The sequence below is a fragment of the Bacillus cereus group sp. BfR-BA-01309 genome (assembly GCF_022664315.1).
GTDB classification, from domain to species: Bacteria; Bacillota; Bacilli; order Bacillales; family Bacillaceae_G; genus Bacillus_A; species Bacillus_A mobilis.
On the sequence record NZ_JAKUHE010000010.1, the window covers coordinates 111,544 to 127,559 of the forward strand.

Below are 16,016 nucleotides of genomic sequence, written 5' to 3' on the forward strand. Positions count from 1 at the left end.
CACAATAGAACAGTCTCTCCCTTTTACTCCGCACCTTCCGCAGTCGCAATATTATCCTCTAAGTTCTCTCTTGATAATTCAGCCGTCATAAAGTCAGCTGTTTCTGGAAGTGCTAAATGCATATGAGCTTTTTGGCAAATTTGGATCGTACAGTTTTCAACAACATAATCGAAAACATGCCCGCCTCCGCTTCTTGCATCGTCAATGTAATGTAAGTGGAAACCAGCTACACCAATGCCTTGTGCGTAATCTGGTGTCCAAAATCCAGCGAGTGTACCTTCTGTATGTTTAAATGAAAAAATCGGCTGTGATTTCGTCACTTCAACGAGCGGTGTATACGGTTTTTCTTGTTTTGGAACCGTTCTCGTTCTTACTTCACGGAATGTACCGTCCATTCGAATCGCGTAAAATAAGTTTTTACTTGGCATTAATTCATGTAATAACGCCTCAACTTCTTCACGGTTCATCGGACGCTCTACTGTATAACTCATCTCTTTTTCAAAAAACGTTACTGTAGCAAACGGTGTTGTTTCTTCTGGCTCTACTTTTTCTGCTGAACCGTCTGAACGTAAATGATAAAATTCGTTATCAAATGCAATCATTTCACCATCTAATTGATCAAATGTGCCGATGCCGAAATCACCACGTTCTTTCAATTCCTCAAAGCTGATCACACCATCATATATACCATCTAATAGCGCAAGCATTGTAGATGTTTGATATACTTCATTACTCGTTTTCATTCTTTTTGCATCAATATCGATTAATTGCGCAACAGTCATCTCAAATCTGCCTCCATTAGTTTAATTGGTTTGGTAATAATTTTTCGCTTAATTTAATGTTATCACGGTAATCGATTGGAATATCAATGATGACAGGGCCGTCTGCTGCTAGTGCTTCTTTTAATACACCTTCTAATTCATCAGGCTTGTTAACACGAAGACCTAACGCCCCGAAACTTTCCGCATATTTCACAAGATCAACATCGCCAAACTCTGTAGCTGATGTTCTGCCATATTTCATCATTTGTTGGAATGCAACCATATCATATGTGCCGTCTCTCCAAACAAGATGGACGATTGGAGAATTTAAACGTACCGCTGTTTCTAATTCCATCGAAGAGAATAAGAAACCACCATCACCTGACACGGAAACAACTTTCTTGCCCGGTTCAACTAAAGTAGCGGCAATTGCCCAAGGAAGTGCAACACCTAACGTTTGCATACCGTTACTAAATAATAATCTACGTGGTTCATAAGAACGGAAACATCTTGCCATCCAAATAGAATGTGAACCGATGTCACATGTAACGGTTGTATCGTCACTAATTAAAGAACGCAGTGTACGAATCACTTGAAGCGGATGTGTAACACCTTCTGACGCACGGTTCGGAACTTCTGCTTGTTCTGATAATTTCACGCGTAATCGTTCCAGCACTGCTTCTGATTTCGTACTTAATACAAGTTTCGGTAATTTCTCCGCGATGCTATTTACTGTTAAAGCAATATCACCAATTAATTCGCGTTCTGGTTGGTAATCGTGGTCGATATCTGCTTGATGGTCATCAAGATGAATAATCGTTCTGTCCCCAAGCTTATTCCAGAATTTCGGATCATACTCAATTGGGTCATAACCGATCGAAATAACAAGGTCTGCTTCTTCTAATAAAATATCACCTGGTTGGTTACGGAATAATCCAACGCGACCGAAGAAATGATCTTCTAACTCACGCGAAATTGCACCAGCTGCTTGATATGTTTCAACGACAGGAAGTTCTGTATCCGCAATTAATTCACGAACAGCTTTCGTCACTTCATTTGTGCTCGCTCTCATACCGAGTAAAATAACCGGTAATTTCGCTGACTTTATTTTTTCTACTACATATGTAATTTCATGTGTGGGAGCGATTCCAAGCTGTGGCTTAGAAAGCGCACCGATAGACTCTACAGTCGTTTCCGCAGTCATAACGTCTTGCGGAAGACTTACTAAAGTAGCTCCTGGATTTGTGGAAGTCGCACTTCGGAATGCATTACTTAATGCTTCTGGCACATTATCAGGATGCTCTACTTCTACGCTATATTTTGTGATTGGTTCGAATAGTGCAGCATTATCCATAGATTGATGCGTACGTTTTAATCGATCTGTACGCGGAACTGCACCAGCTAAAGCAACAACGGGATCACTCTCCGCATTCGCAGTAACAAGACCTGTCGCTAAATTTGATGTCCCTGGTCCTGAAGTTACAAGACATACACCCGGTTTCCCTGTTAATCTACCAATAGCAGCTGCCATAAATGCTGCATTTTGTTCATGACGACAAACAATTAACTCTGGTCCTCTTTCTTGCAGTACATCAAATACAGAGTCAATCTTCGCTCCTGGAATACCGAAAACATGTGTAACACCTTGTTTAATTAAGCAATCAACAACAAGATCTGCTCCTTTTGTTTTTGTCTTCACGTCGTTTGCTTTTACACCTGTACTCAAACTAATCATCCCTTTATTTCATAATGTGTGTAATAAAGATTTTTAATTTCACCTAGTTAATTAATGTGGTGAAGTATTGTTTATCATTATAGTACAAATGCATTATTTTTCCAAGAATATGAATTTGACAGTATTTTGACAAACAATAAGGAATGCGCTTACAACCCTTTATTTATCCTAAAATAATATTTTTATATCTACTCTAAAAATACACGGAAAACTTTCATCTCATCACAGTATTAAAAACTTCACAGTACCTTGCAAAGAACACTAGCAAATGATATATTAGTAAATATTGGAATACCCATTAATTGGAACGCGTTTTGTATTTCGTATCCTCCCTTTCAAAAGATAGGATTCTCAGCTTTCATTCATCATTTTATAAAGGAAGTGATTGTTATGAACAAAAGTGAATTTTTGGAACAACTTAGTTCTTCTCTGCGGAATATGCCTAATGTAGAAAAGAAAGATATTATCTCAGAGTACGAAACTCATTTTATCAGTGGTAAACAAGATGGGATATGTGAAGAAGAAATTGCTAGAAAACTAGGAAACCCTAAAACGATCGCGAAAGAACTTACTGTTTCCTATGCAATCAGCAATGCTGATAATAAACGAAGCTTTAAAAATATGATAACCGCACTATTTTCTGTTATGAGTTTAAGTGTTTTAAACTTTACCTTTATCATTATCGCCTTTTTCGTACTACTCTTTTTATTACCGATTCTTCTAGCACTTATCATTGCTACTCCATTATTAATCATCTCACCTATTTTATTAATAGGATTAGGATTCTTTAAAGGGTTTCATCAAATTAGCTATTCCGATGTTTATAATGTGTTCATCGCTTTTTGCAGCGGTTTACTCATATCCGTCATATCTTACCAAATGGTAAAATATCTATACGCAGCTTTAGTAAAGTATTTGAAATGGAATGTAGCTATTTTACAAAGATAATAGTGAATGTAAAAGGAGATTAAAATGAAGAAGTATACTTTATATCTACTCATGTTACTTACAATTTTATTTCTATCAGCTTGTTCAAACAGTGCACAACCTAAGGAAGACAACGACGTACAATCTATTAAAGATGTTACGATAAAAATTCCAGAAACGATATTCACTTCCTCAAAAAAGAATGAAACGATTAATGAAGATGAAATGAAACAAAATATAAAAACGTATTTAGATTATAGCGGAGAGTTAGATGAAAACATCGTTCCACTTTCGTCAGCCATGTCTGATGAGAATGTCACAGAATCCGACCGAAAGAAATTACAACAACTTGTAGATTTAGCAAAACAAAATGATGCGAATTTCCATGATTTTATTAGTAACAATACGATCCCTAATGATTACAAAAAACCTTCGAAAGAAATATATGAATTCATTTCAGCATCTACGGCACTTTCAGTAGAACTAGAGCAAGAATTAGATAAACTCGCTCAAGACGGTAACTTATTCAAAACCGATTTTTCTTTTACAAAACGCTTTGAGAAAGTGAATGGTAGGAAGCAAAAAGAAATTGAAAAGTTTTTGAAGGAGAAGAATATTGAAACGGAGTATTTCCACAAATAACCAACGAAAAAAGGCGCCCCTATACAGGGGCGCCTTCCACTATTACGCTTGTTGTTGCGCGTTATATAATTCTTCAAGTGGCTGCATGATAATTTTGTTAACGTCAGTGATAACGATGTTTAAACGTTGTTCAGTTTCCATTAACTTTGTGATTTTAGCATCTTGTTGAATGCGAGCTACAACTTCTTGTGCTTTTTGGTTATCTTCTTCAGTGATTTCTTGACCTTGCATCATTTTTTGTTGTAGGCCAAGTTGCATTGTACGGAACTCATCGAATAAGTTCTTTGAAGCTGCGTCACCTTGTACTGCTGCGTAGCTTGCTTTTAATGTTTGGAAATCTTCGTTTTCAGCGATTGCTTTTTGTAATTCATATGCAACATCATGAATGTTTTTTGTCATTTTATTTTTCCTCCTTTAGAAGGCTAGCGCTTTTCGCTCGCACTGCCTTTTAAGTGCGTTTACATATGCACCTCTTCTTACCATATCAAACTATGCAAGAGATGTGAAGAAATTTCACTTTTATTTCTATGTACTCTTCTTATTATTTAAGAAACAACAGTAACAGTCCTTGCACGAGTCCAATCATCCCGCCTAATAAGGCACCTAAATACGTAATCATTTTTAGTTCATTTTTTGTAATGGATAGAACTAAATCTTCTAGTCTCTCTGTTGAAAATGTGGATACTTCTTGCTGCACAATTTCCGCAAGATGGAGATTATTTAATATACTCGCTACGTTTTCTGTTCCCCACTTCAAGCCTTTCGTTACTGCACTTGGGACTACCTTTTCCTTAATTGTTTCTCGAACTGGCTCACATACTTGCTGCACAGATTGGTTTAAAAACTTACTCACTGTTTCCCCCACTTTAACTGCTGACAATATAGAGCTTACAATCATTTCTTTCTCTACAAACGTTTCTACTTCTTTTACATCTCTTCCTTTTAACTTCTCCCACTCTTTTTGCAGTACATCAGTTAATAGCTGTTTTGTTCCATCTTGCCCTAAAAACTTAATAACTTCTGGCTGCACACGATCCACTACACTTACATTCCCTAAAAACATTCCGACTAAGTTAAGCAGCGTTCCCCTAGAAGCAAAGAAATCATCAATCATTTTTGAAAGACGTGCTTTCCCTTCTTCGCTTTCAAAAAATTGAGTTGCTCGTCCTAAAATAAACGCTGAAACATTTGGGATCGCATTCTCAATTTTTTCGTGAACAGAATGAGGTAAAGCTTGTTCCCATGTATATGTATAGTACTCTTCTAAAAATGCCTGAATTTTTTCTATAATCATATGTTCGATTTTTCCGGTCGCTTCTTTTTCTACATGCGCTACGTTCCATTTTTCTAACATTTGTCGCAGTGATTGTTCATTCGTCATTACTTTATCCACTTCTACTTGTGCCCAGTGGATTAAACCTTTTTGAAACTCTTCATTTGTTAGCTTCTTTCCGATTCCTTCTGGCGTTAACAAATGCTCGACAACCATTTTTCCTAATTGAACAGCAAGCTCATCACGGCGCTTCGGAATTAATCCTGGTGTAAATGGAACTTGAAACTTCCCAATATAAATAGGGCGATGAGGACGAAATAACATTTTTATTGCTAAATGATTTGTGAATCCCCCAATAACTGCTCCGAGCCCTGTCGTCGTTAACATACTTAACCATATATTCATTACAATCAACCTTTCGCTTCTCCAAAACTATAGCATATCATCATACGGACAAAAGTATAATGGTATAAAAACGTATTTGCAATATATAGCTTCGCCTATTGTGCCAACATTTTGTTAGTAAAGGAGTGATTTCGTTGGTTCTCGGTATTTTAACTTCTCACCCTCATTATGAGCAAACGTATTACACCGAAATCGCTAAACGCGCTCGGCTTTATCATAATGTCGTTGCCCAGTTTACGCCATTTGGTATGGATCCTAAAACAGATCTTATTTCTGGTCTGATTTATGATACTGATTCAGGAAAATGGAAAGAGCAAACATTCCCTATTCCTTCTTATATATACGATCGTTCTTCTTTTAACGAGGAAACAGACTTCCAAAAAGCAAAGTCAATTATTCACTCATTACACAACCGTCCTACCACTACCTTTTTAAATAACACACTCATTGACTTAAGCGAACTACATGATGTATTTCTCACGAATAAAAAATTATCTCCTTATATACCAAAATTTGAAATAGCAACAATCCAAAACATTTTCAAGCTGTTATTAAAAACAAAAGATATTATTATACGTCCTACCCATACACATTCCAATGAAAGTCTGTACCGGATTGCTTACAAAAATAAAACGTTTCATATTGATACGATAAATGACGCATATCATACTTCTGCTCAAATCAAGCGGACAGATGAATTTATATCTTGGTACAAATCTAATATACGGTCAGCACGTTACATCACCCATATCATGCTGCAGCCACCAAATCAATTAACATACCCACTCCATATTCGAACCATTTTGCAAAAAAATAAAGAACAGAAGTGGAATGCTATCGGCCAATTTATACAAAAAAGCTCATTTCCGAATCAACTTTTACTTTCGACAACGGATGATTCCTCTCTACATTCATTTTCAAAAATTAAATACGTACTATCTAGTACCGGTGTCCAACTATTACAAGACGCTTTACAAGACATTATAAATGAAGTGTTTCAAACATTAGATCAATCTTATTCTTCGTTATTCGAGCTAGAGCTTTCCACTATTATGGATCAAAAGGGAGCGATTTGGCTTATGTATGTCAACACGATTCCCCCATATGAACATTACATTCGTCATAGTGATTCATTAGCCGAAAAAATATATCACGGACCACTAAAGTTTAGTCGCTTCACACCATAATGAAAGGGGGTAAACCCATTTTGAAAGAGCACATATATACGTTAAATATTTCAGATGAGCATCCAAATAGTATTACTTTACCTTATATTTTTTCCATTACACCACCCATTACATCCCTTTCCTTCGGCGTACGCCATGTTGCAAGTGAAGAGGTAAAAATTCATTATTCCTTTACTCGTGAAATCATTATCGGACAACAAATTGCTGAGAAGCTTTTGCTTCCTCATTCCACTACTATCCATGCATTCACGCAAAATGAAACCATTATTTTCGGACCATTAATCGGGATTTTCACAACTGGTTTTAACGATGACTCTTCTAACCCTTTAGGAAACCGTTCAACTTCTCTTGGTGAGTTACTAACGCCGCCATTCACCTTACGACCATTTGTATTCGTTTTTGGTGTGCAACATATAAACTGGGAAGATGAAACAATTGAAGGGTATTTCTTTCAAGAAGGGCAATGGATTAAGAAAAAAGTCCCATTACCGAATGTCATTTACGACCGATTACCGAATCGTAAAGCCGAAAATTATAAACCGATCGTAAGGGCAAAAAGAAAATTAGAGCATGACTATGCTATTCCGTGGTTTAATCCAGGATTTTTTAATAAATGGGAAGTACATCAACTTCTTATGAAAGATGAATCCATTATTCCGTTCTTACCAAACACAGAAACATTTCAACACTTCGAACAAGTAGAACGATTTCTCGGTACGTATAAATCGATTTACATGAAACCAATTCACGGCAGCTTCGGTAGAAATATTCATCAACTATTTTATTCTCAAGCAGAGAATTGCTACTACTGTCGTTATCGCGAAAATGAAGAAAATAAACTAAGAAAGTATCAATCATTAGAAACACTTCTAAACCATGTATTAAAAGGACATGATTTAAAAAAATTTATCGTACAACAAGGTATTTCCTTACTTCGCTTCGATGGGCAACCTGTTGATTTCCGCATTCATACAAATAAAAATCATTTCGGCCAATGGATGGTCAGTGCAATCGTTGCAAAAATTGCTGGCAAAGGTAGTTTAACAACACATGTAAATAGCGGTGGCGATACAAAATTACTACAAGAACTTTTTCCTGATTCAACGAAACAAGTTCAAATTGAAAACAAATTAAAACAAACTGCCTTACAAATCAGTTACGCGCTCGATGAACAAGTAACCGGAAACATTGGAGAAATTGGTTTTGATATCGGTTTAGACACACAGGAAAATCCATGGCTCTTTGAAGCAAACTCTAAACCTGGGCGAACTGTATTCCAAGATGCCAAGTTAAAAGAACAAAGTGAACTGACGCGCCAATTATTTTACGAATATGCCATCTACTTAACTGAACATTCTTTGCGCGATGCAAAAGAAAAAATGTCTCAAATAAAATCCGAGGCACCCTCAAACACCGAACATATCCCTTCCCCTATGATTCACTCACAAATACGAAAACAAAAACTTCCACCTCATTCATAAGGTGGAAGTTTTCTATTTACACAAGTTTCACTACAACTTCTGTTTCCACATTACATATCCCGCAATAAAAAACATGATTACAGTATTCTTGTGAATTACTATGTGTTAAACCATCTACTGCACTTAATAATTCTTGATCCATATACGCACTATAATCGTCTATGTAATCTACAGTTTTCCCATAATCTTGGAGTATACCTTCGCAATTTTGACAAGAATATGTTTGTGATTCTAATGCGTTGCAAAGCGGGCAAATTCCCATCACGATTCCTCCATACGTTATCATTTACAAGTTGATTGAAGAGAACATCAAGCCGTGCATAGGAGCATTTTGTTCCACTCCTATTCAAAATAGAACTATAAAGTTAATGATTTGCCCCACAATAGCGGGATACAAACAAAAAAACATATTTCAAATCGCTCTTAGTTTAGCCTTCTTTCTAAAAAATACAACGATTACTCTTATTTCATACTTTACGAAATCACTAATATTTTTTTACAAAATTTACAAATTATTATTTCGTATATCTTTCTAGGTAACATCCATACTATGAGTACAAACTTAATTACCGATGGATTAGCGCCAAACGGGGCGATAATCTGGTTCAAATCCAGCTAGTCCAACCAAAAAAATTTTTATAACTCTAAGGAGGATATATTCCTATGGCAAACCAAAGTTCTTACAATCAATTAGTAGTACCAGGTGCAACAGCTGCAATCGATCAAATGAAGTACGAAATCGCTCAAGAATTTGGTGTACAATTAGGAGCAGATTCTACGGCTCGTGCTAACGGTTCAGTTGGTGGAGAAATTACAAAACGTCTAGTTGCAATGGCTGAGCAAAGCCTTGGCGGATTCCAAAAATAAATATATATGGCAAAAAGGTCTCAAGGCATATGCCTTGAGACCTTCCTTAGTTTATTGCAACATTTGTAAAAACTTCTTCGTGCGTTCTTCTTTTGGATTTGTAAATACTTCTTCTGGTGTACCTTGTTCGACAACGACACCGCCATCCATGAAAATAACACGATTCGCAATTTGATGTGCAAAGCGCATTTCATGCGTTACAATCACCATCGTCATGCCTTCTTTCGCAAGTTCTTTCATTACTTTCAGAACTTCTTGAACGAGTTCAGGATCAAGCGCTGACGTTGGCTCATCAAATAGTAACACTTCAGGCTCCATCGCAAGCGCGCGAGCAATTCCAACGCGCTGTTGTTGTCCGCCTGATAATTGGAATGGATATAAGTCTACTTTATCCGCAAGACCAACTTTTTCAAGGAAATAGTTTGCTTTTTTCTTCGCATCTTCTTTCCCCATCTTTTTCACTGTAACAAGCCCTTCCATAACATTTTGAAGTGCTGTTAAATGTGGAAATAAGTTATGGTGCTGGAATACCATACCTGTTTGCGTACGAAGGTTAACAATATCTTTCTTCGATACTTTTTGAGAGAAGTCGAGCTCTTTATTACCGATACGAATATTACCAGCGTTCGGCGTTTCTAACACGTTGAGACAACGCAGGAATGTCGTTTTACCAGATCCAGATGGCCCGATAATAACAACAACTTCTCCCTTCTCAACTGATAAATCTATATGCTTTAGTACGGTATTATCTCCGAAACTTTTTTGTAAATGTTGAATTGAAATCATAAAAACAAAAACTCCTTTTATGAAAGGGTTATTTTAGAGTGTAACGTTCTGAACGTTTTTCTAATATTTGTTGCACGATAGATAATAAGAAGCAAATTACCCAATAAATAAGACCTGCTTCGAAATAAACAATTAAAAACTCGTAGTTCATTGCCGCAATTTCCTGCGCTTTTCGGAACATTTCTGTTACTAAAATTAACGATGCTAATGAAGTATCCTTCACTAAACTAATAAATGTATTCGAAAGCGGCGGGATTGATACGCGCGTCGCTTGCGGTAAAATAACACGTTTTAACGCTTGCGGATACGTCATCCCAATTGTGTAAGCTGCTTCCCACTGCCCTTTCGGAATGGAAAGGATAGAAGCACGAATAATTTCAGATGCATATGCACCGACATTTAATGAAAATCCAATAACTGCTGCTGTATATGGCTCAACTTCAATATTAAGAGTTGGAAGACCATAGAAAATAATAAATAATTGTACAAGAAGTGGCGTTCCGCGAATGATAGATACATAGATACGAGCAATCCATTGTAAAATACGACTACCTGAAATACGTGCAAGCGCCGTTAACGTCGCAAGTATAATCCCGATAATAAATGTAATAAGCGTTAATGGAATTGTCGTAAGAACAGCTTCCCTCAGCATAGGCATGAAGGAAGACTGCATAATATCTATCCAAGTAGACAATCGATCTGAAACCAATGCGCTACTTAGATACATTTTCACCGAACCATTTTTTCGCTATTTTATCGTACGTACCATCTTTTTTCATATCTTCTAACGCTTTATTTACTTCTTGTACTACCTTGTCGCTACCTTTACGGAATAAGAATCCACTTTGTGACGCTTCTTTTTCTGTATCTACAATTTTAATTTTTGCATCTTTTTTCGTTTCTAAATAGTTTAGCACTGATAATTTATCATTAATTGTGAAATCAACACGACCAGTATTTAATAATTCCGCCGCTTGGCTAAAGCCTTCTACATTCGTGATTTCTGCCCCATTTTTCTTAGCAATATCTGCATAGTTACTTGTTAAAGATTGTGCCGCTTTTAATCCTTTTACATCAGCAAATGTAGCAGGTTTATCTTTATCTTTTGCAATAACTAATACCGCTGAAGATGAAACGTATGGGCTAGAGAAATCATATTTCTTTTGACGATCTTCACGAATACCAACTTCATTCGCAACCATGTCGAAACGTTTTGCATCTAGACCAGCAAGTAAGCTATCCCATTGTGTTTCTTTAAATACAGGTTTTACCCCTAAACGTTTTGCAACTTCTTCTGCTAATTCAACATCAAATCCAGTTAATTTATTGCTTGAATCGTGGAATGTGAACGGTGGATATGTACCTTCTGTTCCAATTACAAATTCACCACTTTGTTTTATCTTTTGTAACGCATCTTGATTAGCTGTATCTTTTTTCTCTTCTTTACCGCAGCCCGCTACAATCCCGATCGCTAATGTAGTTACTGCAAGTACTGAAAATAATTTTTTCATGATGGTAATCCTCCAAGTATTCTGATAGGAATTTAAAAACTATATTGATTGTATGCAATCTTGAACAATTTTTCAATGAAAATGTTCTTATTTAGTTTATCCTTTTTCTTCATAATCAAACAAAAGGGGAAAATAACGCTACATACAAAAAATAAGTAACATTTTTTAATATAGCATTTATAAAGAAAAAGGTAAAACAATACTTCTTATTTAACTGTCACGATTCACTAAAAAGAACTTGTGAAAATCACAAGTTCTCCTCCATACCTTAAGCGCTCTGATTACCTTCCATTTGCGTTTTGTACATATCGTAATAACGCCCGCGCTTTTTCATTAGCTCATCATGAGAACCTTTTTCTAAAATCGTTCCTCTATCAAGCACAATAATTTGATCTGCGCTTTTAATTGTTGAAAGACGGTGAGCAATAATAAATGTCGTTCTCCCTTTTTTCACAACTTCTAGTGCTTGTTGAATCATCGCTTCCGTCTCGGTATCAATACTAGATGTCGCTTCATCTAAAATTAAAATGGCCGGATCAAAAGCAAGTGCCCTAGCAAACGATATAAGCTGACGTTCTCCGGTGGAAAGCGTGCTTCCCTTTTCTGTAATTTCTTCGTTTATATTGTTCGCAAAGCGTTCCGCACCGACATCGCGCAATGCTTTTACGATGCGCTCTTTTGAAATTTTTTCATTCTCTAAGCTAACATTAGATGCTACTGTTCCGCTAAATAAAAACGGATCTTGCAGTACGATTCCCATATGTTCACGAGTTGCTTGTTTCGGCATCTGTTTTACATCGTGACCGTCAATCGTAAGCTTTCCTTTTTCAAACTCATAAAACTGGAAGAGTACATTCATAATGGAACTTTTTCCTGATCCAGTATGACCGACCAGCGCTACTGTCTCGCCTTGTTTCGCTTCAAAAGAAATATTTTTTAACACTTCATCTTTTCCATTATAAGAAAACGACACATTATCAAACTTTACATTTCCTTGTAAGCGAGGCATACGTTCCTCTTCTACAGCTTCCCCTTTTTCCTCTAATAATTCAAAAACACGTTCTGATGCAACACGTGATTGTTCTAAATTAGCTAACTGATTTACCATATTTGTAATCGGTGAGAACAATCGTGTTAAATAATCCACGAACGCATACAGTATCCCCAGCGAAATGACGCCTGAAGCACTTAATGAAGCACCACCGAAATACCAAATCACACCTGTGAATGCGATATTTCTTAATACAGACACTAAGTTATGGGAAGTTGCTGCATTTAAATTCAAAATTTTATTTTGATACTTAAAATAATCGCCATTTAATTCTTCAAACTCTTTTTTCGTTTCACGCTCTTGACGGAACGCTTGAATAATTGGCATACCTTGAATAGATTCATTCACTGTTCCGTTAATATCAGATAAACGTGAACGCATTTTATGATTGTATACAGACGCATACTTTCTATAAAGAATCGCCCAAACGATTAATATCGGGATGATAAGTAAACATAACGTCGCCAATTTTACATCGAGTAAAAATAACGCCGCAAATATCCCGATAATATAAATGATACTAGAAACGAATGTCGCAAGCACCGTTACGTATAAATCCCGAATAGCTTCCGTATCATTCGTGACACGCGATACAATTTTCCCTGCTGGTAAATGATCGAAATACCGAATCGGCAACGTTTGAATATGAGAAAAGACATCTTCCCTCATAATTTGAATAATTTTGTTCGCTGCCTTCTGTAAGAAAAATTGCTTTCCGTATGCAAATAAGGAAACGACTACTAATAAAGCGAAATACCCACCACCAAGTAGGAGTAAACGGTTTATTTCTGGTTTATAAAACGCAAACACTTCTTCTTTCGTTAATGCTTTCGCTTTATACACTTGCACCGCCTTACCATTTTGAACGGTAATCATATCACCTTTTACAGTACGTGACCCTTCAGCATTCACTTTATTCGGCACAAAGTAATATTGAAAACCGACTTGCATCACGCGTACTTCTTTTCCTTTTTTCTCACCTTGTTCAAAGCGATCACTTCGCTTATAAAAGGTACCATTATACGGAACAGCCTCTTCACTTTTTTCTGTTTCATACCAAGGTTTCTCTATTCCAACGATATGATCGTCAATCATCGTTTTTGCGACGAAAGGACCAGCAAGCTCTGCGATAACGAAAATAAATAACATTAGCATCGCTGCAAAAATCGTCCCTTTCACTTTCATCGCATATTGAAACAATCGTTTTGAAACGCTCATATTTTCACCCCACTATCCGCACTTTCACTTTCCCCTTGTTGTCTTTCGAACTGCTCAGCATACCAGCCTCCGCTTTTAATAAGCTGATCATGCGTACCTTCTTCCATTACTTCGCCCTCATCCATAACGAGAATCCAATCCGCATGTTGTACAGCTGATAAACGATGCGTCGTAATAATTGTCGTTTTCCCGCTTCTTTCTGTTCTTATATTTTCAATAATCGCTGCTTCCGTACGGGCATCAACAGCTGATAAAGAATCGTCCAAAATTAAAATTTCTGGATTTTGAATCACAGCTCGCGCAATTGAAATCCTTTGTTTTTGCCCTCCTGATAAAGAAACACCCTTCTCTCCAACGAGCGTTTCTAACCCTTCTGGTAAAAACTCTAAATCCTTTGTAAACGCCGCAATTTCAATCGCTTTCTCGAGTTCTTCTTCAGTCGCTTCTCGGTTCCCGAATAAAATATTTTCCCTCGCTGTTTTTGAGAACAAAATATGTTCCTGAGGTACATACCCAATCCACCCGAGTACATTTTCATTCGTTATGTTATCTAACGTCACATCAGAGACTGCAATATCCCCATCTCCAAGCGGATATTGACGAAGAAGCTGACGTACGAGCGTCGTTTTTCCACTTCCTGTTTTCCCAACAACCCCAAGCGTTTCCCCTTGTTTTAATGTAAATGAAACCTTCTTTAAATTTGTTTCAGTTGATGAAGGATACGAAAAGGTAACATCATCAAACTGAATATAATCCGGCTCTTGTACAAGCTTTGGATTTTTCGGATCCTTTACATCTGGTTCATACGCTAACGTTTCATTCACACGGTCTAACGAAGCGTTTCCTCTTTGCATAACATTAATTAATTCGCCAATTGCAAACATCGGCCAAATCATCATCCCTAAATACACGTTAAATGAAACAAGTTCACCAAGTGTTACCTTTGATTGAAATACAAGATACGCGCCATACACTAAACCAATTAAATAACTAAGACCAACAAGCATTTTCACAGTTGGCTGGAATAATGCATCGATTCTCGCTACTTTCATATTTTTTTCGTAGACGTCATCTCCTAAATGATGAAATCTTTCCTGATCTGCATTCTCTTGTACGTATGCACGAATAACGCGCACGCCAGCGATCGATTCTAATACTTTATCGTTCATATCACCGAACGCATCTTGCGCAACTGTAAATCTTTCATGCAATTTCTTTCCATATATATTCATCGCATACGCCATAATCGGAAGCGGTATAAGCGCCGCCAGTGTAAGCTCCCAACTAATTGTAAACCCCATCATAAAGACAATCGTAAGCATATATAAACTCGAATCTACGAGCGTTAATATACCGAAACCGGCTGTCATAGCGATTGCTTTTAAATCATTTGTCGCTCTCGCCATTAAATCACCAGTACGATTTTTTTGATAAAACGTCGGTGTCATTTTAAGTAAATGCCCCATAAATTTAGAGCGCATCGTCTTCTCCAGTACGAATGCTCCTCCAAACAATTGATGTTGCCAAACGAAAGTAAGACCGTATCCAACGATCGTAACCCCTATTAAAATAAGAATTGATTGCATAATTGCTTCATTCGATAACGTTCCTGTTTTTATGTTATCAATCGTAACCCCTAACACTTTTGGGGGAATAACTTCAACTATATTTACAATTAAAAGAGCTCCAATGGCGATACTATATCTCTTCCAATGCTCTTTAAAAAACCATTTTAACTTTAGTAATACTGATAACAATGTAACCTCTCCCTTCTCGTACTCGTTTCCCTCTCATTTCTTTATCCACTATCCAGACCCATCACATTTACATTTCGTAATCCATACAATCTCATCACATTTTTCCACCTTCCAAAGTTTTATATAGTAACGCGGAAAACAAAAAAAAGCATACCGCCGCTTGACGATATGCACAGAAATGCATAAAAAGCGTACGTTACGATATACGCAACGTACGCTTTTTATAAGACAAAGATGCCCTATATATCCGTACGGGTTGCGTAATGATATGAATGTTTTCTGCCATTTAACAGAGCTAAGCCCATTACATTTACGATTACAATCATTACGCACACCCCCTTCATTTATTTTCCATTTATAATCTTACAACTTTATTGAGTATTCTGTCAATTGTTTTTTTAACTATAGAATAAAA

The 16,016-nt window shown here is 36.8% G+C and carries 15 protein-coding genes; 5 read left to right on the forward strand and 10 right to left on the reverse strand.

What is annotated here, in order from left to right; genetic code table 11:
- Window positions 1-23: 23 nt before the first annotated feature.
- Together alsD and alsS are read right to left on the reverse strand one after the other, a co-directional pair.
- Complete coding sequence (gene alsD / locus MR115_RS19475) at window positions 24-782, reverse strand: alpha-acetolactate decarboxylase (protein WP_242242407.1); 759 nt, start codon at window positions 780-782, stop codon at window positions 24-26.
- A gap of 16 nt (window positions 783-798) precedes the next feature.
- On the reverse strand, window positions 799-2,487 hold the full coding sequence (alsS, locus tag MR115_RS19480) for an acetolactate synthase AlsS (protein WP_242242409.1): 1,689 nt from the start codon (window positions 2,485-2,487) through the stop codon (window positions 799-801).
- A 399-nt stretch (window positions 2,488-2,886) separates the two neighbouring features.
- On the opposite strand from alsS, the gene MR115_RS19485 reads away from it, so the two are divergent.
- Complete coding sequence (locus MR115_RS19485) at window positions 2,887-3,444, forward strand: HAAS signaling domain-containing protein (protein ID WP_242242411.1); 558 nt, start codon at window positions 2,887-2,889, stop codon at window positions 3,442-3,444.
- 24 nt (window positions 3,445-3,468) lie between these two features.
- Window positions 3,469-4,065 carry an NDxxF motif lipoprotein gene (locus tag MR115_RS19490; protein ID WP_242242412.1) on the forward strand — a complete coding sequence of 199 codons (597 nt, stop codon included), beginning with the start codon at window positions 3,469-3,471 and terminating at the stop codon, window positions 4,063-4,065.
- 42 nt (window positions 4,066-4,107) lie between these two features.
- On the opposite strand, the gene MR115_RS19495 is transcribed toward MR115_RS19490, so the two are convergent.
- Together MR115_RS19495 and MR115_RS19500 are read right to left on the reverse strand one after the other, a co-directional pair.
- Window positions 4,108-4,464, reverse strand: coding sequence for a YlbF/YmcA family competence regulator (locus MR115_RS19495; RefSeq protein ID WP_064473844.1), 357 nt, complete (start codon window positions 4,462-4,464; stop codon window positions 4,108-4,110).
- Window positions 4,465-4,606: 142 nt separating this feature from the next.
- Window positions 4,607-5,743 carry a DUF445 domain-containing protein gene (locus MR115_RS19500; RefSeq protein ID WP_242242414.1) on the reverse strand — a complete coding sequence of 379 codons (1,137 nt, stop codon included), beginning with the start codon at window positions 5,741-5,743 and terminating at the stop codon, window positions 4,607-4,609.
- A 134-nt stretch (window positions 5,744-5,877) separates the two neighbouring features.
- On the opposite strand from MR115_RS19500, the gene MR115_RS19505 reads away from it, so the two are divergent.
- Window positions 5,878-6,930, forward strand: coding sequence for a YheC/YheD family protein (locus tag MR115_RS19505; protein WP_242242415.1), 1,053 nt, complete (start codon window positions 5,878-5,880; stop codon window positions 6,928-6,930).
- A 20-nt stretch (window positions 6,931-6,950) separates the two neighbouring features.
- Window positions 6,951-8,411: a YheC/YheD family endospore coat-associated protein gene (locus MR115_RS19510; RefSeq protein ID WP_097818427.1), complete on the forward strand. Its 1,461-nt coding sequence runs from the start codon at window positions 6,951-6,953 to the stop codon at window positions 8,409-8,411.
- Window positions 8,412-8,427: 16 nt separating this feature from the next.
- Here the strand turns inward: MR115_RS19510 and MR115_RS19515 are convergent, their stop codons facing one another.
- A complete protein-coding gene (locus tag MR115_RS19515; RefSeq protein ID WP_061677876.1) occupies window positions 8,428-8,673 on the reverse strand; it encodes a hypothetical protein in 246 nt (81 codons plus the stop codon).
- Window positions 8,674-9,074: 401 nt separating this feature from the next.
- On the opposite strand from MR115_RS19515, the gene sasP reads away from it, so the two are divergent.
- Window positions 9,075-9,278: a small acid-soluble spore protein, SasP family gene (gene sasP, locus MR115_RS19520; protein ID WP_000013349.1), complete on the forward strand. Its 204-nt coding sequence runs from the start codon at window positions 9,075-9,077 to the stop codon at window positions 9,276-9,278.
- Window positions 9,279-9,329: 51 nt separating this feature from the next.
- On the opposite strand, the gene MR115_RS19525 is transcribed toward sasP, so the two are convergent.
- The 5 genes from MR115_RS19525 to MR115_RS19545 all read right to left on the reverse strand — a co-directional run bounded on the left by MR115_RS19525 (window position 9,330) and on the right by MR115_RS19545 (window position 15,601).
- Entirely contained in the window at window positions 9,330-10,064 is a 735-nt protein-coding gene (locus MR115_RS19525) for an amino acid ABC transporter ATP-binding protein (RefSeq protein WP_000623592.1), read from the reverse strand.
- Between the two features lie 28 nt (window positions 10,065-10,092).
- Window positions 10,093-10,791: an amino acid ABC transporter permease gene (locus MR115_RS19530; protein WP_242242417.1), complete on the reverse strand. Its 699-nt coding sequence runs from the start codon at window positions 10,789-10,791 to the stop codon at window positions 10,093-10,095.
- Window positions 10,778-11,575 (reverse strand): amino acid ABC transporter substrate-binding protein, encoded by a 798-nt coding sequence (locus MR115_RS19535; protein WP_242242419.1) that lies wholly within the window; start codon window positions 11,573-11,575, stop codon window positions 10,778-10,780. The genes MR115_RS19530 and MR115_RS19535 overlap by 14 nt, the downstream gene beginning before the upstream one ends.
- A gap of 268 nt (window positions 11,576-11,843) precedes the next feature.
- Window positions 11,844-13,844, reverse strand: coding sequence for an ABC transporter ATP-binding protein (locus MR115_RS19540; protein WP_242242420.1), 2,001 nt, complete (start codon window positions 13,842-13,844; stop codon window positions 11,844-11,846).
- Window positions 13,841-15,601 (reverse strand): ABC transporter ATP-binding protein, encoded by a 1,761-nt coding sequence (locus tag MR115_RS19545; protein WP_242242421.1) that lies wholly within the window; start codon window positions 15,599-15,601, stop codon window positions 13,841-13,843. Before MR115_RS19545 ends, MR115_RS19540 begins: the two co-directional genes overlap by 4 nt.
- Between the last annotated feature and the right edge of the window lie 415 nt (window positions 15,602-16,016).

Bases quoted from the DNA above. Each gene is read 5' to 3' on its own strand.
- alsD (WP_242242407.1), bottom strand. From the start codon at position 782: ATGACTGTTGCGCAATTAATCGATATTGATGCAAAAAGAATGAAAACG.
- MR115_RS19485 (WP_242242411.1), top strand. From the start codon at position 2,887: ATGAACAAAAGTGAATTTTTGGAACAACTTAGTTCTTCTCTGCGGAAT.
- MR115_RS19490 (WP_242242412.1), top strand. From the start codon at position 3,469: ATGAAGAAGTATACTTTATATCTACTCATGTTACTTACAATTTTATTT.
- MR115_RS19495 (WP_064473844.1), bottom strand. From the start codon at position 4,464: ATGACAAAAAACATTCATGATGTTGCATATGAATTACAAAAAGCAATC.
- MR115_RS19500 (WP_242242414.1), bottom strand. From the start codon at position 5,743: ATGAATATATGGTTAAGTATGTTAACGACGACAGGGCTCGGAGCAGTT.
- MR115_RS19515 (WP_061677876.1), bottom strand. From the start codon at position 8,673: ATGGGAATTTGCCCGCTTTGCAACGCATTAGAATCACAAACATATTCT.
- sasP (WP_000013349.1), top strand. From the start codon at position 9,075: ATGGCAAACCAAAGTTCTTACAATCAATTAGTAGTACCAGGTGCAACA.
- MR115_RS19525 (WP_000623592.1), bottom strand. From the start codon at position 10,064: ATGATTTCAATTCAACATTTACAAAAAAGTTTCGGAGATAATACCGTA.
- MR115_RS19530 (WP_242242417.1), bottom strand. From the start codon at position 10,791: ATGTATCTAAGTAGCGCATTGGTTTCAGATCGATTGTCTACTTGGATA.
- MR115_RS19535 (WP_242242419.1), bottom strand. From the start codon at position 11,575: ATGAAAAAATTATTTTCAGTACTTGCAGTAACTACATTAGCGATCGGG.
- MR115_RS19540 (WP_242242420.1), bottom strand. From the start codon at position 13,844: ATGAGCGTTTCAAAACGATTGTTTCAATATGCGATGAAAGTGAAAGGG.